13 protein-coding genes and 1 pseudogene are annotated in these 15175 nt (G+C 64.1%); 9 read left to right on the forward strand and 5 right to left on the reverse strand.

The window, feature by feature from the left end; all coding sequences use genetic code 11:
- The gene (locus CCR96_RS17815; RefSeq protein ID WP_242519162.1) at positions 1 to 1932 is read right to left on the reverse strand and encodes an SEC-C domain-containing protein; all 1932 of its coding nucleotides are present in this window, start codon (positions 1930 to 1932) and stop codon (positions 1 to 3) included.
- Between the two features lie 146 nt (positions 1933 to 2078).
- Here CCR96_RS17815 and CCR96_RS17820 point away from each other — a divergent pair, with 146 nt between their 5' ends.
- Positions 2079 to 7097 (forward strand): nSTAND1 domain-containing NTPase, encoded by a 5019-nt coding sequence (locus CCR96_RS17820; RefSeq protein ID WP_201221741.1) that lies wholly within the window; start codon positions 2079 to 2081, stop codon positions 7095 to 7097.
- A 139-nt stretch (positions 7098 to 7236) separates the two neighbouring features.
- Positions 7237 to 8826: a glycosyltransferase family 87 protein gene (locus CCR96_RS17825; protein ID WP_201221743.1), complete on the forward strand. Its 1590-nt coding sequence runs from the start codon at positions 7237 to 7239 to the stop codon at positions 8824 to 8826.
- 48 nt (positions 8827 to 8874) lie between these two features.
- Here CCR96_RS17825 and CCR96_RS17830 read toward each other — a convergent pair whose 3' ends face one another.
- Complete coding sequence (locus CCR96_RS17830) at positions 8875 to 9042, reverse strand: GSU2403 family nucleotidyltransferase fold protein (RefSeq protein ID WP_201221746.1); 168 nt, start codon at positions 9040 to 9042, stop codon at positions 8875 to 8877.
- Positions 9043 to 9053: 11 nt separating this feature from the next.
- On the opposite strand from CCR96_RS17830, the gene CCR96_RS17835 reads away from it, so the two are divergent.
- The 5 genes from CCR96_RS17835 to CCR96_RS17855 are packed head-to-tail and all read left to right on the forward strand — an operon-like array spanning position 9054 to position 11627.
- Positions 9054 to 9218, forward strand: a complete 165-nt coding sequence (locus CCR96_RS17835; RefSeq protein WP_274601147.1) for a diguanylate cyclase domain-containing protein — start codon at positions 9054 to 9056, stop codon at positions 9216 to 9218.
- Between the two features lie 48 nt (positions 9219 to 9266).
- Positions 9267 to 10433 (forward strand): ATP-binding protein, encoded by a 1167-nt coding sequence (locus CCR96_RS17840; protein ID WP_201221756.1) that lies wholly within the window; start codon positions 9267 to 9269, stop codon positions 10431 to 10433.
- Positions 10434 to 10445: 12 nt separating this feature from the next.
- Positions 10446 to 10931 carry a hypothetical protein gene (locus CCR96_RS17845; protein ID WP_201221758.1) on the forward strand — a complete coding sequence of 162 codons (486 nt, stop codon included), beginning with the start codon at positions 10446 to 10448 and terminating at the stop codon, positions 10929 to 10931.
- Positions 10928 to 11245: an integration host factor subunit beta gene (locus CCR96_RS17850; protein WP_201221843.1), complete on the forward strand. Its 318-nt coding sequence runs from the start codon at positions 10928 to 10930 to the stop codon at positions 11243 to 11245. The genes CCR96_RS17845 and CCR96_RS17850 overlap by 4 nt, the downstream gene beginning before the upstream one ends.
- Before the next feature lie 7 nt (positions 11246 to 11252).
- Positions 11253 to 11627, forward strand: coding sequence for a hypothetical protein (locus tag CCR96_RS17855; protein WP_201221760.1), 375 nt, complete (start codon positions 11253 to 11255; stop codon positions 11625 to 11627).
- Positions 11628 to 11702: 75 nt separating this feature from the next.
- Here CCR96_RS17855 and CCR96_RS17860 read toward each other — a convergent pair whose 3' ends face one another.
- Together CCR96_RS17860 and CCR96_RS17865 are read right to left on the reverse strand one after the other, a co-directional pair.
- The gene (locus CCR96_RS17860) at positions 11703 to 12230 is read right to left on the reverse strand and encodes a hypothetical protein (protein ID WP_201221762.1); all 528 of its coding nucleotides are present in this window, start codon (positions 12228 to 12230) and stop codon (positions 11703 to 11705) included.
- Between the two features lie 12 nt (positions 12231 to 12242).
- The gene (locus CCR96_RS17865; protein WP_207191994.1) at positions 12243 to 13463 is read right to left on the reverse strand and encodes a TerD family protein; all 1221 of its coding nucleotides are present in this window, start codon (positions 13461 to 13463) and stop codon (positions 12243 to 12245) included.
- 237 nt (positions 13464 to 13700) lie between these two features.
- On the opposite strand from CCR96_RS17865, the gene CCR96_RS25645 reads away from it, so the two are divergent.
- Both CCR96_RS25645 and CCR96_RS17875 read left to right on the forward strand, forming a co-directional pair.
- Positions 13701 to 13790, forward strand: coding sequence for a DUF4236 domain-containing protein (locus CCR96_RS25645; protein WP_201221766.1), 90 nt, complete (start codon positions 13701 to 13703; stop codon positions 13788 to 13790).
- Positions 13791 to 13879: 89 nt separating this feature from the next.
- Complete coding sequence (locus CCR96_RS17875) at positions 13880 to 14758, forward strand: HNH endonuclease (RefSeq protein WP_201221768.1); 879 nt, start codon at positions 13880 to 13882, stop codon at positions 14756 to 14758.
- Here the strand turns inward: CCR96_RS17875 and CCR96_RS25650 are convergent.
- Positions 14743 to 15175, reverse strand: a pseudogene (locus tag CCR96_RS25650) (transposase); the annotation flags it as partial. The gene CCR96_RS17875 and the pseudogene CCR96_RS25650 sit on opposite strands and share 16 nt — an antisense overlap.

Consider the following 15175-nt stretch of genomic DNA (forward strand, 5'->3'; position numbering starts at 1 on the left):
TTAAGCAGTGAGTCGCTTCTTCATCCAGCTCAGGAGGCCAGGCTCAGCCTCCCAAACATCGCGCATCGCTTCGCGGTAGAGCCAGGCCTGATCTTCGCCGCCTGGGGTAAAGCCGGCGTCATCCAGTACCGGGCGTTTAATCCGCTTGCGCAACAAGAAACGCGGGATGCGTGGCAAGCGATCCACCGCGCTGTTCAGCGCTCGCGCCGCATGCTCTTGATGTCCCAAGCGATAGAGTGCAAGCACCTCACCATAAGCAAGATCGGCCAGCAGGTCATTCGGGAATCGGCGCACAAGCTCCAGCGCCTGCTGATCCGATCGAGCACGCAAGTAATGGTTCATCAACTCAGCGCGAGCGCCATGGTTATCCTGGGGATTCAACGCCAGCAAACGCTCGACCACTGCCGCGGCGGCCTCCTCTCGGCCAGCCTCGGCCTCATGCAGATAGGCGCGGAACAACAACCGCAGCGCCGGACGGTTGCGCTCCGCTCTCCAAGGCAGACAGCCGACGCCGGTTTCAGCGACGGTCGCATCGATGATCGCAAGCGCGCGCTTATAGAGCGGCCCCAACAGCGTATGCGAGACCCAAGGCAGGCTGCTCTCGGGATGCTCATAGAGTGCGGTCGCTAGATCATCGAGCACATCCAAACTGTTCGCCACCTCAGGCTGCGCGGTGAGCAACCGCATCCAGTCGTCCGCCTCCCAAACCGCGCCGTCGTCGAGCGCTGAGAGCTGCGTTGAATAGGGTTTCGAAGCCGGAAAGATGCGTCGCCATTCACGCTCGATCGCGCGCAGACGGGTGCCTGGCAAGAGTGCACCGCAGGCTCCTGATGAAGCAACCGCGTGTTCGCTAGGTAACTGCTCATCGGGGAACAACGAAAGCTGACGGCCGGCTCCGGCCTCGAGCGGATCATCCAGTGATTCGATCTGATAGGCCAGCGGTGGCAGCGCCGGTAACGCATTGATCCAGTGCCGGAGCTCCAGTAGCAGCGGGTCCATCGCTGCTGAATGGCTGGAAACCAATGCCTCTTGCGGATCGACCATGGCCTGTTCGAGAAACCCGAGGAAGCCCGTGTCGGTATCACCGTTGCGCCTGAACCGGTGGCGCCAGAATTGAGCGCGCGAGCGCGCGCGAACGTCGTCGTGGCGGGCCGCGAGCAGTGTGATCTCGAGCAGTGCGGTGGACGGATTATCTGGACCATGACGCAGGGCCTGCTGAAAGGCCTCATCGGCATAGTCGAGTTCGCCCTCATCCATGAACATCATGGTAAAGCGTTGCCAGGCCGCGGCCTTCAGCTCGCGGCTACCTTCATCGGTCACCCGCAGCAGGAAGGCCTGCTTCTTCTTCCAGTGATCCAATGCATCGAGGGCGTCGCAGAGGATGTCGAGTGCCGGCTCATAGCGACCATCGAGCGCGCTGATGTCACCCCGGAATAAGGGCTCGAGCAAGGCTGCCGCACGTCCGGGTCGCTCGTGCTCGAGCCAACGCTCGGCGACCTTGGCCAAGAGGGTATCTGGCACTGCGCGGCGGCGCAGCGCCTCTTGCATCGCCTCTTCCGGCAGATCATCGATCAGCAGATCCCAGATCAGCTCGGGCGGAAGCTCGGGCACCGGCCCGAGCGGCTCACAGCAATCACGGTAATTGAGACCCGAGCCGCAGAAACAGGGCTCATCGTCGCCCGGCGGCTTGAGGGTAAGCGGACGCCAGTCATTGTCTGCGCGCGGGGTCGCGTTCCAGATCGCCACCCCCAGCATGGCCGCTAACCGCTCAGCTTCCCCCTCTACCAGCTCGGACTCAACGCCAAGCCCGGTCGGAATGTGTGTCCGCGACCAGGCAATATAGCGATCGAGGTCGCCGTCACCTGCGATCTGTCGCACCGCGTCACGCAGAAGTTGCTCCATACGCTGCGGGTCAGTCGTCTCGCTTTGCATCAGGGCGCCCCCCGGCTGAGATGATGCCAATTCGGTTCCCTCATGGCATTGTACCCTGACCGACGCGGCACGTCTCGATGCCCGCCACCATCGCCCCGCGGACCTTAGCAGACCCTGAGCAGACTCCGAACTCCTGAAACGACCACATGACCGACAAGTCCGTCAGAATCTTTGTCTCATCACCAGCCGACGTCGATCACGAGCGCGCCGTGGTCAAAGACATCGTTGATCAGCTGGCGAGCGAGTATCTGCCGTACTTCGAACTCCGCGCGGTCCTCTGGGAGGAAGAGGCGCTGACGGCGGATCGCACCTTCCAGGCCGGACTCACCCAGCCCGAAGACTGCGACATCGTCCTCGTCATCCTCTGGACCCGACTCGGCTCGCCGCTGCCGCAAGAGCCCTATCGCGGCATGACCGGCACCGAGTGGGAGTTTGTGAATGCGGTCGAGGCCTCGGCCAAGGCTGGCATCCCCGAGGTATTGGTCTACAAAAAGACCACGCCGAAGCTGGTCGACATCACCGACGCCGCACTCGCCCGCGAAGCGGTCGAAGACCGGCGCCGATTGGAAGAGTTTTTTCGCGCGCATTTCTTTTTCGACGATAACAGTTTCCGCCGCGCCTTCCGCACCTTCGACAACGCCACGGCATTCCGCGAGCTGGTCTCGACCCAGCTGCGCAAGCTACTCAATCGACGCATCAGCGCCGAGCGTCGCGCCACCACCGGCGATCTGCGTTGGCAAGGCAGCCCGTTCCGACCCGATCGGCCGTTTGAGATCAGCGACGCACGCATCTTCACCGGCCGTGAGCAGGAGGTCCGAGATCTGCTCCAGCGCCTCGAACAACTCGCGGCCGAGGAGACCAGCCTGCTGCTGGTGACGGGTCCGAGCGGCAGCGGCAAGACCTCGCTGCTCCGCGCTGGTGTGTTGCCCAGGCTGACGCGCCCGTTCCAGTTCGACGAGATCGCCGCCGTGCGCGCTTGCCTCGTCGACCCCAGTGCATCTGAAGCAGGCCCCACCGCCGCGATCGCCGAAGCGCTCTGCGCTCAGCCCGCACTCGCCGAGCCGCTCGCCAATGTCGGCCTCGGCAGCGCCGAACTCCATCGCCTGCTCATCAGCGACCCGGCGCTAGCAGCACAGCAGATCAGCAGCGCCCTCAAGGCCAGCTCGCTGGAGGTGACCACCAGCGGTGGCACTCGGCTGTTGCTGCTGCTCGATCCGCTCGACGCGGCACTCGACACTGCGCCCCCAGAGCAACTACAGACCTTCGCCACCACGCTGCTGGCACTGGCCAGCGCCACCGCCATCTGGGTGGTCGCGATCCTGCGTAGCGACGCCCTGCCCGCTCTCGAGCGCCTGTCGGCCCTGCATCCACTGATCCAGCGACAGGGTTGGAGCGAGATCGGTTCGCCATCGGCCGCGCGCATCCGCCAGGTAATCGAGATCCCGGCGCGCATCGCCGGCATCGAGATTGACGCCCACGAGCTTGGCGAGCGCGAACTGGTCGAGCATATCGAGGCCGACGCCAACCGACTGCGACTCTGGCCGCCGCTGCTCCAAGCGGTGTTGGATTCAGGCTACCAACGCGCCCTGCAGCGACAAGCCGCCACCAGCAGCGACGGATTGCGGCTCTCCAGCGCCGATTATCTCGCCGCCGGCGGCATGAGCGGCCATGTGCTCAGGCGTGCAGAGGCCGTCTGGGCCGAGCTTGACGCAGACACGCGCAGCGCCCTGCCAACGCTTTGCCGAGCGCTGATCAGCCTTGAAGGCGGCGCCAACGGTCGCGCCACCAACCGCTTCGGCAGCCTTGCACTGCTACGCCAAGATCCGAACTGCGAGCGCCTGCTGCAACGTCTGATCGATGCGCGACTGGTCATCACCGAGGGACTGCGCGATCCAACCTTAGAGAGCCGATGTGAGCCCCCTGACTATCGGCTCCGCTCTGAGCTGGCCGCCATCTGGCGTCAGACCCGAGCGGACTGGCGGCGGCGTCTGCGGCGGCTGCATCCCGGCCGATCGAGCCCCGGCCCGGCCTCGGACAACAGGAGTCAAGCGCCGCTGCAGCAAATCGACGGCCGTACAGGCGACGACGGCCCTAGGGATGCCGACGGTCATACAAACGCCGACGCTGAGCGGCAAGACGGGCGGCAGGACGGGCAGCAAGACTGGCGCCAGTATCGAGCCGTCGTCTCCTTCAGCCATCCGGTCTTGCTCAGGCTCTGGGAGCCCGTGCGCCACTGGCTGTCGGTTCCCGCCCATCGGCAATTGCTCGCTCGACGCTTTCAGCTCGACCGCCAAGCGCAGCTCTGGAAACGCACCAACTGCAACAGCGAGTATCTGCTGCGTGACCTCGGCTCGGCCGAGGCCGAGGCCCTCCGCGAGACTTACGCCGATGAGCTGGAGCCACTCGAGCGCGCGTTCATCGCCCAGTCCCAAGCGCATCTCGCCTTCCTGCGCCGACGCAGCCAACTGGTGCGCGCGGTCGGCGCCGTGCTCGCCGCGCTGATGCTGCTCTCGGCGATCTCAGCCGGCCTCGCCTACCGCGCCTATGCCGACGCCCAAGCCAACCTCAGCCGCAGCAAGCTCAACGAAGCCAACCTCTCAATCACTCGCGGCAACACGCTCCAGGCCGTTGACCTGGCGTTGGCTGCCGGCGCCGACCTGCCGGAACGCGCCGTGCAGACCCTCGGCCTGGCCTTCAGCAGTAACCGCATGATTGCCATGGCCAGTGCGCCGAACCCGATCCCGGATCAGCCGCGCACCCCAGCCTTCAACGACCAAGGCTCGCACCTCGCCGCCTTTCTGCCCGACGGGTCGGCGACGCTGCTCGAGCTTCGACAGGGACGCTTCGCACCCAAGCAGACGCTGGCCGATGCCGAGCTCGGCTTGCATACGCTGATCTTCGGCCCCGGCACCCAGGCCTTTGGCATTGGCAGTGAAGGGGTCTGGCGCCTCCCAGCCAGCGCTGGCGCCGAGCCGGACTATGCCTGCGGCACCCCGCCGGGGCTCAGCTTCGCGCTCGATGACAGCCGTCAACGCCTCGCCCTCAGCCAAGACACTGGCGAAGGCCAGCAGGGTCTCTGTGTGCTCGACCTCAGCCAACCAGGCCGCATCATCCTCGACAAAAGACTCGAGGATGGCCCGATTCGCAGCCTCAGCTTCTCACCCGATGGCCAGTCCGTCCTCACCGCCGCCAGCATCGGCCGCTCCCGACTGATCGACCTCGAGTCCGGCGCGATCAGGCTCTCCCTGCCGGCTGATGGCCCGGTCGGCCGGCCGTTCGACCGCGCCCTGTTCGATGCAACCGGCGAGCGCATCGCCATTGCCGCTGCCGATGAGCGGATTCGACTCTACCGCAGCAATGGCGTTCCCATCACCGAGCTGTCCTCGGCACGGATCGGCGGGCGCACATTCAGCATGCACCGAAGCGCGGTGCGGGATCTCGCCTTCGACCCGTCTGGGGCCTTCTTGGTCGCCGCAGACGACGAGGGACAAATCGTGCGCTGGACGCTCAGTGACGCGATCCCTGGAGCACCCGACACGACGCAGGTCTTTGATCAGGCGGTGGTTTTGAATAGCCATCGCTTGAGCGCTGGAACCCTGCGCATCGTCGCCCCGCCAGCCTCCGCATCAGGCCAGCTCAACGAAAGCCTGGTCCTCAGCGCCTCGCTCGATGGCACGGCCAAGCTGACCGGTTTGCAGACCGGCAAGTCCATCGCTGTCCTCGGCCATGACGCGGCGATCATCGCCGCCAGCTTCCACGCCCAAGGCGAGCGTATCGCAACCTTCTCCGCCCGTGACGAGACGGCTCGTCTCTGGCGCGTGACACCCGTCTCTCAGGTTGCCTACCGGCTGCAGCATCCAGATCACGTCTGGTCCGTCGACACCGCCATCGCCCCAGCCACGATCGCCCGCGGCACCGACACACTGCTGCTTGCCACGGCCGGCTTTGATGGCGGCATACGCGTCTGGCGCTATGGCCGCAATGATTCCAGCAGCGGACCCGAGCCCTGGGCCGAGTTTCTCGGTCAAGAGCCCATGCGCCCGGTACGTCAGGTTCAGTTCTCGGCGGCGGGAGACCGACTTGCCTCGGCCCATAACGACGGCACCGCACGCATTGCCGATCTGGTCAAGAAGCGCATCGACTGCAAGCTGCAGGTCACGGCATCCGAGCAGGGCACCGTCTACAACGCCTTGTTCAGCCCCGATGCCAGCTGGGTGCTGACCACCTCCGATGATCCCGTCGCGCCGGTGCGCGCCTTCTCCAGCGAGACCTGCGAGCCACTGCCAACCAACCAGGGCTTGCCGCATGGCGTAGCGCCGATCGAGGCCGCCGCCCTGTTGCAGACCGCGACTGGCACGCTGATCGCCACCGGTGACGAAGACGGCATCCTGCGTCTTGCAGAGCGTTCCAATTCCGATCAGTGGCGACCTCTTTGCCAGGCTGATGCCGGCGTCGGCGAGATTGGCGATATCGCGCTGAGCCCCGATGGCAGCACGATCGCCATCGCTGGCGAGGCCGACCGCGCAGCCCTCATCAAGCTCGACCTTGCAGCGCTCACCACCACCGAGCCAGACACCCAGCCAGACACCGAGCCCCAGGACGACACCAAGCTCGCCCCCAGCTGCGGTCAAGTCCAATCTCTCAAGGGGCACAGCGGCCGCATCTATAGCATCGCCTTTGCGCCCGATGGCAAGCAGCTCGTCACCGCATCGATGGACAAGAGCGCCCGGGTCTGGAGCCCACAAGGGGACGCACTCGCGATCCTCAGCGGCCATCAAGACCGCATCTATCGCGCCGACTTCAGCCCCGATGGTCAGTGGATACTCACTGGCTCGCGCGATGGCAGCATTCGGATCTGGAAACGTCCGACGGGGCGCCGTCAACAACCCCAGACGCTCAGCACCTTTCTGCCCTTAGAGGGCGGCGCCGGTGGCGTCGCCAATGCCGTCTTCAGTCCGGATGGGCATTATGTCGCCGGCGCCTATTGGGAGAATGCCGCGATCCTCTGGCGACTCTGGGCCGAGGACAGCCAAACCATCGGCAGCGAAAGCAAGGCCTGGGGGGCGGATCGAGCGAATCTCGCCTTGGTTCAAGAGGCCTATCGATTCCGGCGCGACAACAAGGTCGTCGAGCCCGATTTCAGCACCCTCGAGCGGGTCGAATGATGCACCGCACCCAATCGACCACCGCCTATGGCATCGCCCCTCGAGTGACCTCGGCAACGACCCGATGAGCAGCCCCCAGCACAAGCCACAGAGGCCTCTTGGTCAGCGACACGGCGATCGGCCCTTACGACGGCCGTGGATGCGTTTTCAGCGCCAGCCCAGGTCGGCGTGCGAGTCCGCGCGCGGCGATGTGCTTGGGCCTGTGCGCGGATTCTGGCTCGGGCTCAGCCTAGCGATCGTCCTGCTCGGGCTGATAACGACGCAGATCACGCTGCGCGATACCGACATCGCCGTCTATGCAACCGCCGCCGAGCGCGTCTTCGTCGCCGGCGAAGACCCCTATCCGCGCCGCCCTGGCGATGTGCTGCCGTTCACCTATCCGCCCACCGCCCTGCCCCTGCTCTACCCGATCAGCGGCCTGAGCCTGGAGCAACTGGGCAAGGTGATGCTGACGTTGAACCTGCTGCTGACGGTCGTGGTGATGGTGGTCATCGTCGGTGATCTGGCGCGCGACGACCCGAGCGGCAAGCTACGCCTCTGGGGACCGCTCGCTATCGCGGGCTTCGGCGGACTCTATCTGAACCTGCAATTCGGCCAGGTCAACCTCTTGCTGCTACTGCTGATCTGGGGCTATTGGCGCGCCCTACGGCGCGGCCGCGAGGGTGCGGGCGCCGGCGCCTGGCTGGCGCTTGGCTGTGTTGCCAAGCCACACTATGTGCTGCTCGGCCTCGGCGCTGGACCGCTGCCGCGCCCGAGGCTGGTCATCGGTGGCCTGGTCGCCGGCGGCCTGCTCATTGGCCTCAGCCTTTGGATCGCCCCGAGCGGCAGCTGGACCTCCTGGTGGCAAGACATCGTCGCCACCACCAGCCTGACCCAACTGCCGCCGGGTCATAGCTCGATCGCCGCGCCCTGGAACCGCAGCCTGGCCGGCGCCATTGCGCGTTTTCTGGTGCCGAACAAGTTCAGCAGCATCATCGCCGATGATCCAGCGCTCGCCGCGCGCCTCACCGGCAGCGCAATCCTGATCGTCATCGGCGCCACGGGCGTGGTGCTCTGGCGCTCGATGCGGCGCGGCCTGGCATCAGACAGCGCGACCGCAAGCGAAGCGACCCAGGTCCGCTCAAGCGCGGATACGGGTATGGATGCGAGTGCGCGTTCGGGACCAGGAACTGGATCAAGCGCAGGTGCAGACGCAGGTGCAGACGCAGGTGCAGGCGCAGACGCAGGCGCAGGCGCAGGCCCAGGCGCAGATGCAGGCGCAGACGCAAACGCGGACGCGGACGCGGACGCAGACGCGACATCGATGGCAAGGCCGCGGCGTACGTTCATTCGCGCGGATCAGTGGTCGCAACCGCGCGGCGCGGTCGATCACGACCTGGAGCTCTCACTGATCAGCATCGCGGTGTTCTTGATCTCACCAGCCAGCTGGACCCATCACCTGGTGCTCTTGCTCCCTGCCATCTTGGTGCTGCTGCGCGACCGGGTCCTCGCCCCCGGTCTTGCGCCGAGCAGCCGTTTTGCCGCCGGCTTGGTGCTCGCCGTGCTGGCCCTCACCATCGACGACCTGATCCCGCGTGAGATCCGGGTCAGCTCGCTGCCGCTGATGACGCTGATGACCGTCGCCGTCATCGCGCTCTGGTTGCTGCTCGCGGAACAGCTGTGGCGGCGCAGCGGCCCCAGGCTGTCTACCGAGACCCAAGCAGCAACCGTCCATCGACACGGAGCATAAGGCACGCAGCGCCAGCTCCACCGAGGTCAGGAACGGCTGACCGTTGGATCACCATTGCATAAAGGAACACTGCGGCCGCTGGTCGCGAATCAGCCGCGCCACCGCAAAGGCTTGTGCTAGATCGCGCGGCTTCTTGACCGGCTCGCGATCCATGCGTTGCGAGAGCCAGGCTTTGTGGAACGCAAAGGCGCGCGGGTCCGGCACCCGAAACGGCACCGGCCAGCACCCTGCAGCAGGTGATCCGCCGCACGGATCATCTGGCGCGCTGGGGCGGAGAAGAATTTCTCCTCTTGGCGCTGGAGATCGACCTCGAGCAGGCGGCGCTGCATCGTGCCAAACGCGCGGGCCGAAACTGGGTCGTCATCGACCGATCGGGTGCCGGCACTCCTTGAGATCAGCCATCATTGTAAAATGCACATCATGATGCTAATTTTACAAGGATGTTAGACCGCCGCCTGACTGCTATCCTGTACGAACGCCTCGAGCAGTTTCCGGCGGTGGCCCTGCTCGGCCCTCGGCAAGTGGGCAAGACCACCCTGGCACAGGCGGTTGGGGATCAGCGCCCGAGTCTGTATCTGGATCTCGAATCGCCGCCCGATCGCGACAAACTCTCCGACCCCGTCGATTACCTCTCCAGCCATGCCGGTAGGCTCGTCATCCTCGATGAGATTCAGCGGGTGCCGGCGCTCTTCCAATCGCTGCGCGGATTGATCGATCAGGGGCGACGCCAGGGGCGCACGGCCGGACAGTTTCTGCTGCTCGGCTCGGCCTCGATCGATCTGCTCGCCCAGTCCAGCGAGACGCTGGCCGGGCGGATCGCCTATATCGAGCTGGCTCCCTTTGACGTGCTGGAGGTCGCCGCGGAGTCCTGCGAGACGCTCTGGCTGCGTGGCGGTCTCCCGGAGAGCTTCCTCGCTCGCAGCGATCGGGCCAGCATGATCTGGCGCGAGCAGTTCATTCGGACCTATCTGGAGCGGGACATCCTGCAGTTCGACGCCCGCACGCCGGCTGAAACCTTGCGCCGGTTGTGGACCATGCTGGCCCATCATCAAGGCGGCTTGCTCAATACCGCGCAGCTGGCCCGCGGGCTCGCGCTGGACGGTCGCACGGTGAACCGGTATCTCGATCTGTTGGTGGATCTGCTACTGGTGCGGCGTTTGGCGCCCTACCACGTCAACGTCGGCAAACGCCTGGTGCGTTCGCCCAAGCTCTATCTCCGTGACGCCGGTTTGGTCCATGCGCTGCTGCGCTTGCCTACCCGCGAAGCGCTGCTCGGCCATCCGGTAGTCGGTGCCAGTTGGGAAGGGTTTGTGATCGAGAACCTGATCGGCTGCGCCCCGGATGGCACGCAAGCGAGCTTCTATCGCACCGCCGTCGGCGCCGAGATCGATCTGCTGCTGGCGTTGCCGAACGGCGAGACCTGGGCGGTCGAGATCAAGCGCGGTCTCGCGCCGACTCCGGACCGCGGCTTCCATCAGGCATTGGAGGATCTCAGGCCAGATCAGGCCTGGATCGTCTACAGTGGCGAGGAGCGTTACCGCAAACCCGGTGGGATCACGGTCATTGGTCTACGCGAGCTCTGTTCGACACTCCAGGCATGCGCCTGAATCAGGACGCTGATGATGCGTGAACCCCTGCTTCCCGTCTCTGAACCGCCCCCGATCGACTGGCTGCCCTGGTGCCTGAGTGACGCAGCGGAGACCTCGCCCCATCCCGGCGCCCTACCCCCGATCCCGGCCGGTGGCTCGGGTTGGCTGATCGCCCCCGAGCGTGGCCATCTGGCCGACTGTCGCACCGATCTGGAGGCGGTCAGCCGTTGGCTCGCGCGGCAGAAAGACAACCCGCTGACGCTCGAGGCCTACCGCCATGAGCTCGAGCGCTTCTTGCTTTGGCTTGGCCTGGAGCGCGGCAAGGCGCTGTCGGAGGCCACCGGCGAGGACATCAGTCTGTTCGATGATCTGCTGCAGTATCCGGAGCGCTGGCCGCAGTGGTACGGCGAGCGCCATCCGCGCGCTGTGCGCATCCAGACGGCGCAGACCAATAAGGGTCCCGATCGCGCTATGATTCCGGCTGATCCTGTCGGTCCATGCCCACCTCATCCATGACCCGCACCGAGTTCATCACCACCCTCGCCCGTCAACAGACGCAACTCGCGCCCGAAGACATCGACCTGGCGATCAAGGCGCTGATCAACCTGATGCGCGAGACCCTGGCCGCCGGTGAGCGCATCGAGGTGCGTGGCTTTGGCGCCTTTGATCTGCGCCGCTATGAACCACGGCTGGGACGCAATCCGAAGACGGGGGAGAGCGTGACGCTGCCGGCCCGGCATCGGGTGCATTTCAAGCCGGGTAAGGAGCTGCGCGAGCGGGTGGATGCGGGGATGGCCGACCATGTCGATATCGGAACAGCGGATGACTGAGCCGCGCATGTCGACCCGACGTGGTGAGCAGCTCGGCTGGCTCCTCGGCTGGGCCGGCGGTTTCCTGTGGATTGTTGCTCTGGCGCTGTTGTTTATATGGCGCGGGCAGTGGCTGGTTGGACTCTTGGGACTGGCCTTGGCGGGGCTGGGCTATGCCGCGGTGGTCTTCTTTCGCCCCTGGCGCTCTCCGCGAACGCGCTACTGGCGGCTGATGCTGCTGCCCTATGTGGCGATGCTCAGTGGCGTGCCCTGGGCGATCTGGGGCTTTGGTCCCGAGCAGACCGAGTCGTTGAACGCCTGGCAGGCGCTGATCATCTTGCCGGTGCTGTCACCGTTCGTCTCCATTGGTTGGCGGTGCTGGGAAAGGCCTACCGCGCCTTGATGGGCGACCCCGCGCGCAAGCCTGACGCACGAGGCGGCAATGAGGTCAGTGTTTGCAAGCAGGTGCGGCGCGGCGCTAATCGTCTGCCGGCAAATCAACCCCTTCCAGTTGTTGGAAAAGGGTACCGTCATCTCGGCATTCAACCCTGACGAGGTGCTTGCCGCCGACCTCGACATCGACGCCGGCTTCAATCGCATGTTCCTCCGAGAGGCGATCGACACTGAAAAAGACCTGATAGCGTGTGTCTCCGTTCGGAACCACCACGCTATAGCTCATCCAACGACCGACCCCTTGCCATTGCCAGGTTGAGGCCAGATGACGCGGCACCCGCAGCGCAAGCTCCGGTGGCGCATTCGGCCGGCCAAAGCTGTAGTTGATGGTAGCGCCCGCATCGCACAGCTGAATCACTTTGTTGTTGACGGTGTTGCAGAAGAACAGGCGCTGCTCTCCTGCATCGCAGTCTGCGTACACCACCGATGGAACAGAGAGCATCGCAACAAGCGTTGACAGGCCGATGAGGCTGGAAAAACCCGCGCGTATCGGGCTCAAACCTCTGAGCGGTGAAGCAACGTGCTCGAGACGCTTTTGAAGGTCAATTGCCATCTTTGATCCTGGTTACTTGTAGTCGTTTCTGGGTCCGGCATCCATCTTGACCTGGATGCCTCCATCTTTTTTCAAGGTCAACTTGGGGCGGTTCTCGGAGCGGGGTTTGCTGTAGAGTTCAAGCGCCTCAATGACCACACCATGCACCGTATTTCGGATCACACCAGGCACACAGGTATAAATCTGGTCGTTGTTGTTGGCGTTCTTGGCCGGTATCGTCACATCCGTTCCCTGTTGGTTATCAATGCGCATCGACACCTGATAGCGGTGAAACGACCCGGTTCCGTTTGACTGCGCGGAGTAGACCACCGGCACGACTGCAGCGATGTTGTCGTTGAGTCGAATCTCGATGGTTTCCGTTTTAGTTTTTTGATCATCCCGGCCTACGTCCCCGAGATGCCGAACCGCGCCGTTGTCATAGTTCATGAGCACGGAAACGCCTTTGGCAGGAAACGCCGCAACATGCACTTCCCGACCGTCCTTGGTATGCACCAGTGCGTAGACATCGTAATCGGTGCCGGATGTCCAAGATACCGTAGCTAGGATGCACTCGGTTTTCTCGATGATGACCGAGGTGTCACCCTTGCTCAGATTGATGCTGCCACTCACCTTGCGGAGGTTCACCGGAGGTGAAGGCGGCGCTGCAGGTGGCTCCGGCGTATCCGCAACCTCAATGCCGTAGGCGTCACAAAGGCCCGCGAGTCCCGATGCGTATCCCTGCCAGATTGAGCGGACCTTGGCCGCACCCTGGCGCAGATACAGCTCCGCGACGATGATGCCTTTCTCGGTGCTGAAGGTTCCCGGCGCGAGCTGAATCTCCCCAGCTTGGGTGAGTACGCTGGCCTGTAGTCCAGGCACCTTACCGAAATCAGCCCCTGAATCCTCGGTCAAGGTGATCGCAATCCGGGTCAGATGTTTCGGTGCGCGCGAGAAGTCGAACGCGATGGCATGCTCCTTGTACCCTTTCACGTCCTTGGGCGCGCTGAACTGCGCCATGCCGGTGGGATGCCGGGATTGGTTGTAGAACACGATGTCGGGATCGCCCGTGGCGCGTCCCTCGTCGTTGAGCACGAAGGCGGTCAGGTTGACATCGATACCTGGTGTCGAGCGGTGACGCACGATGAGGCGTCCTGCCGAGGCGCCAATGGCGGCATTCGCACCAGGGATGAGGTTTGCTGTCTGGGTCATAACACGTTCGTCCGAGTTCAAGGCGCCACGAGTGGCGTATCCCATGCTCATCAGCGTCGAGCGCTATCTGCGCCGAATCCTTGCACTCCAGGCGGGCGATGTCGAGACCCCGCATCCGCATCACCAACTCGACCGGTAGCCGATGCTTGCTCTCGCTCCAAGCCTCCAGTTGCCTGAGGTGGACCCTTTCGTAATCGATCAGGTGATGTGTCATCATCGCCTCTTGTTTCACAGGGCTGCTTCAGCAAGCGGCTTAGGCGGGCGATATTCAAGGAGGCCAGCATGAGCTTTCGTTTCTGGCGCCGTGTTCAGCTCTTCCCCGGCGTCAGCCTGAACCTGAGCAAATCCGGCGCGTCGCGCTCGCAAGGATAGCCGACAGGAGTTGTCGGCGATCGTTGCCGAAGATCCGGGGTTTGATGATGTGACGGAGCGGTTGGAGGTGCGGTGAACGGTGCGCGGTGTTGAACGAGTTTGACCAACAGATCCGCCTAGCGGCCTTTCAGCACTGCGCTCAGCTGCGCAAGACGCATGCTGGAGCAGTGCCTTGGGCGGCGATCCAGCCGGGGTTTCGTGTCGAGGGCGAGCAAGTCTACCTGGCTGGAAAAGCGCGTGGTATTCATAGGCCACGGCAGATGCAGCGTGGGCTGCTCAGCATCAAAACAACTCGTCCCCGAAAAGGCCGCACCGCCCGCTATGACGATGCGTTGAGCGATGACGGCTATTTCAGCTACGCCTTCCAGGGTACGGACCCCGGCAACCGTGACAACATCGCTTTGCGCCAAGCGTTTGAGGACCAGACACCGTTCCTGTACTTCTACGGTTTGGTTCCAGGCGTCTACGAGATCCTGTTTCCCTGCTACCTGACCGACTGGGATGCAGCGGCACTGCGCTGCACCGTGGCCGTGGGCAGTGCCCGTGAGCTTGCGAAGCCCGCCGATGATCTCGGTTTGGCACTGCCGCCCGATCGCCGTTACTCGACGGTGGAGGCCAAAGTCCGGCTGCATCAGGCGGAGTTTCGGGAGTTAGTGCTCGGCGCCTATGACCGCCGCTGTGCGATCACGGGGCTGCCGGTACCGGGGCTGCTGGAGGCAGCGCACATCATCCCGGATCGCGACGAGCGAGGCCGGCCCGAGGTCAGCAACGGGCTTTGCCTGTCAGCGCTGCATCACACCGCCTATGATCACAACCTGTTGGGGATCGACCCGGACGGGAAGGTCCATATCGCCGAGGCAGTGCTTGAACAGCACGATGGGCCGACGCTGGAGCAGGCGATCAAGGGATATCACGGGCAGCGTATCCGGTTGCCGCGGCATTTGGAGGAGGCTCATTGTGGGTTTTGAGGACATGCTTCCGGCTGTAATAACGTCTCGAGGAGTGCCCCCAGCAAGGCTCGTCCCCGTTGTCTGACGTTGTGCACGAATTCGAAGAACCCGAGGTACAGAGGGAGTTTTCCTGTGAGAGGCCACGATGCGGACGCAGCCAGGAGCGCAGCAGCGACCAAAACCCTTCCATGGTGTTGACATGGACCTCGTGAAAGCCGTCGCCGTCCTCGTCGCGAGCCTATTCACCGCGACCATGACAAACGCTTTTGCGCGGGTAGCCCCAAGCGGGCAAGGCGTCGTCGATCACGTATTCATCGGTGTTGATCAGGGTGCCAGGCTCAATGGTCTCTTCGATGAGGGGACGAATCGTGCGCTGCTTGACATCCGCCAACATGACGATGCGCACCTCCCCGCCACGCTCGATCATGCCGAAGA

This window comes from Halochromatium roseum (assembly GCF_016653315.1).
GTDB lineage: Bacteria > Pseudomonadota > Gammaproteobacteria > Chromatiales > Chromatiaceae > Lamprobacter > Lamprobacter roseus.

Excerpts from the sequence above, each read along its gene's own strand:
- CCR96_RS17815 (WP_242519162.1), bottom strand. The coding sequence starts at position 1,932 with ATGCAAAGCGAGACGACTGACCCGCAGCGTATGGAGCAACTTCTGCGT.
- CCR96_RS17820 (WP_201221741.1), top strand. The coding sequence starts at position 2,079 with ATGACCGACAAGTCCGTCAGAATCTTTGTCTCATCACCAGCCGACGTC.
- CCR96_RS17825 (WP_201221743.1), top strand. The coding sequence starts at position 7,237 with ATGCGTTTTCAGCGCCAGCCCAGGTCGGCGTGCGAGTCCGCGCGCGGC.
- CCR96_RS17840 (WP_201221756.1), top strand. The coding sequence starts at position 9,267 with ATGTTAGACCGCCGCCTGACTGCTATCCTGTACGAACGCCTCGAGCAG.
- CCR96_RS17845 (WP_201221758.1), top strand. The coding sequence starts at position 10,446 with ATGATGCGTGAACCCCTGCTTCCCGTCTCTGAACCGCCCCCGATCGAC.
- CCR96_RS17850 (WP_201221843.1), top strand. The coding sequence starts at position 10,928 with ATGACCCGCACCGAGTTCATCACCACCCTCGCCCGTCAACAGACGCAA.
- CCR96_RS17855 (WP_201221760.1), top strand. The coding sequence starts at position 11,253 with ATGTCGACCCGACGTGGTGAGCAGCTCGGCTGGCTCCTCGGCTGGGCC.
- CCR96_RS17860 (WP_201221762.1), bottom strand. The coding sequence starts at position 12,230 with ATGGCAATTGACCTTCAAAAGCGTCTCGAGCACGTTGCTTCACCGCTC.
- CCR96_RS17865 (WP_207191994.1), bottom strand. The coding sequence starts at position 13,463 with ATGGGATACGCCACTCGTGGCGCCTTGAACTCGGACGAACGTGTTATG.
- CCR96_RS25645 (WP_201221766.1), top strand. The coding sequence starts at position 13,701 with ATGAGCTTTCGTTTCTGGCGCCGTGTTCAGCTCTTCCCCGGCGTCAGC.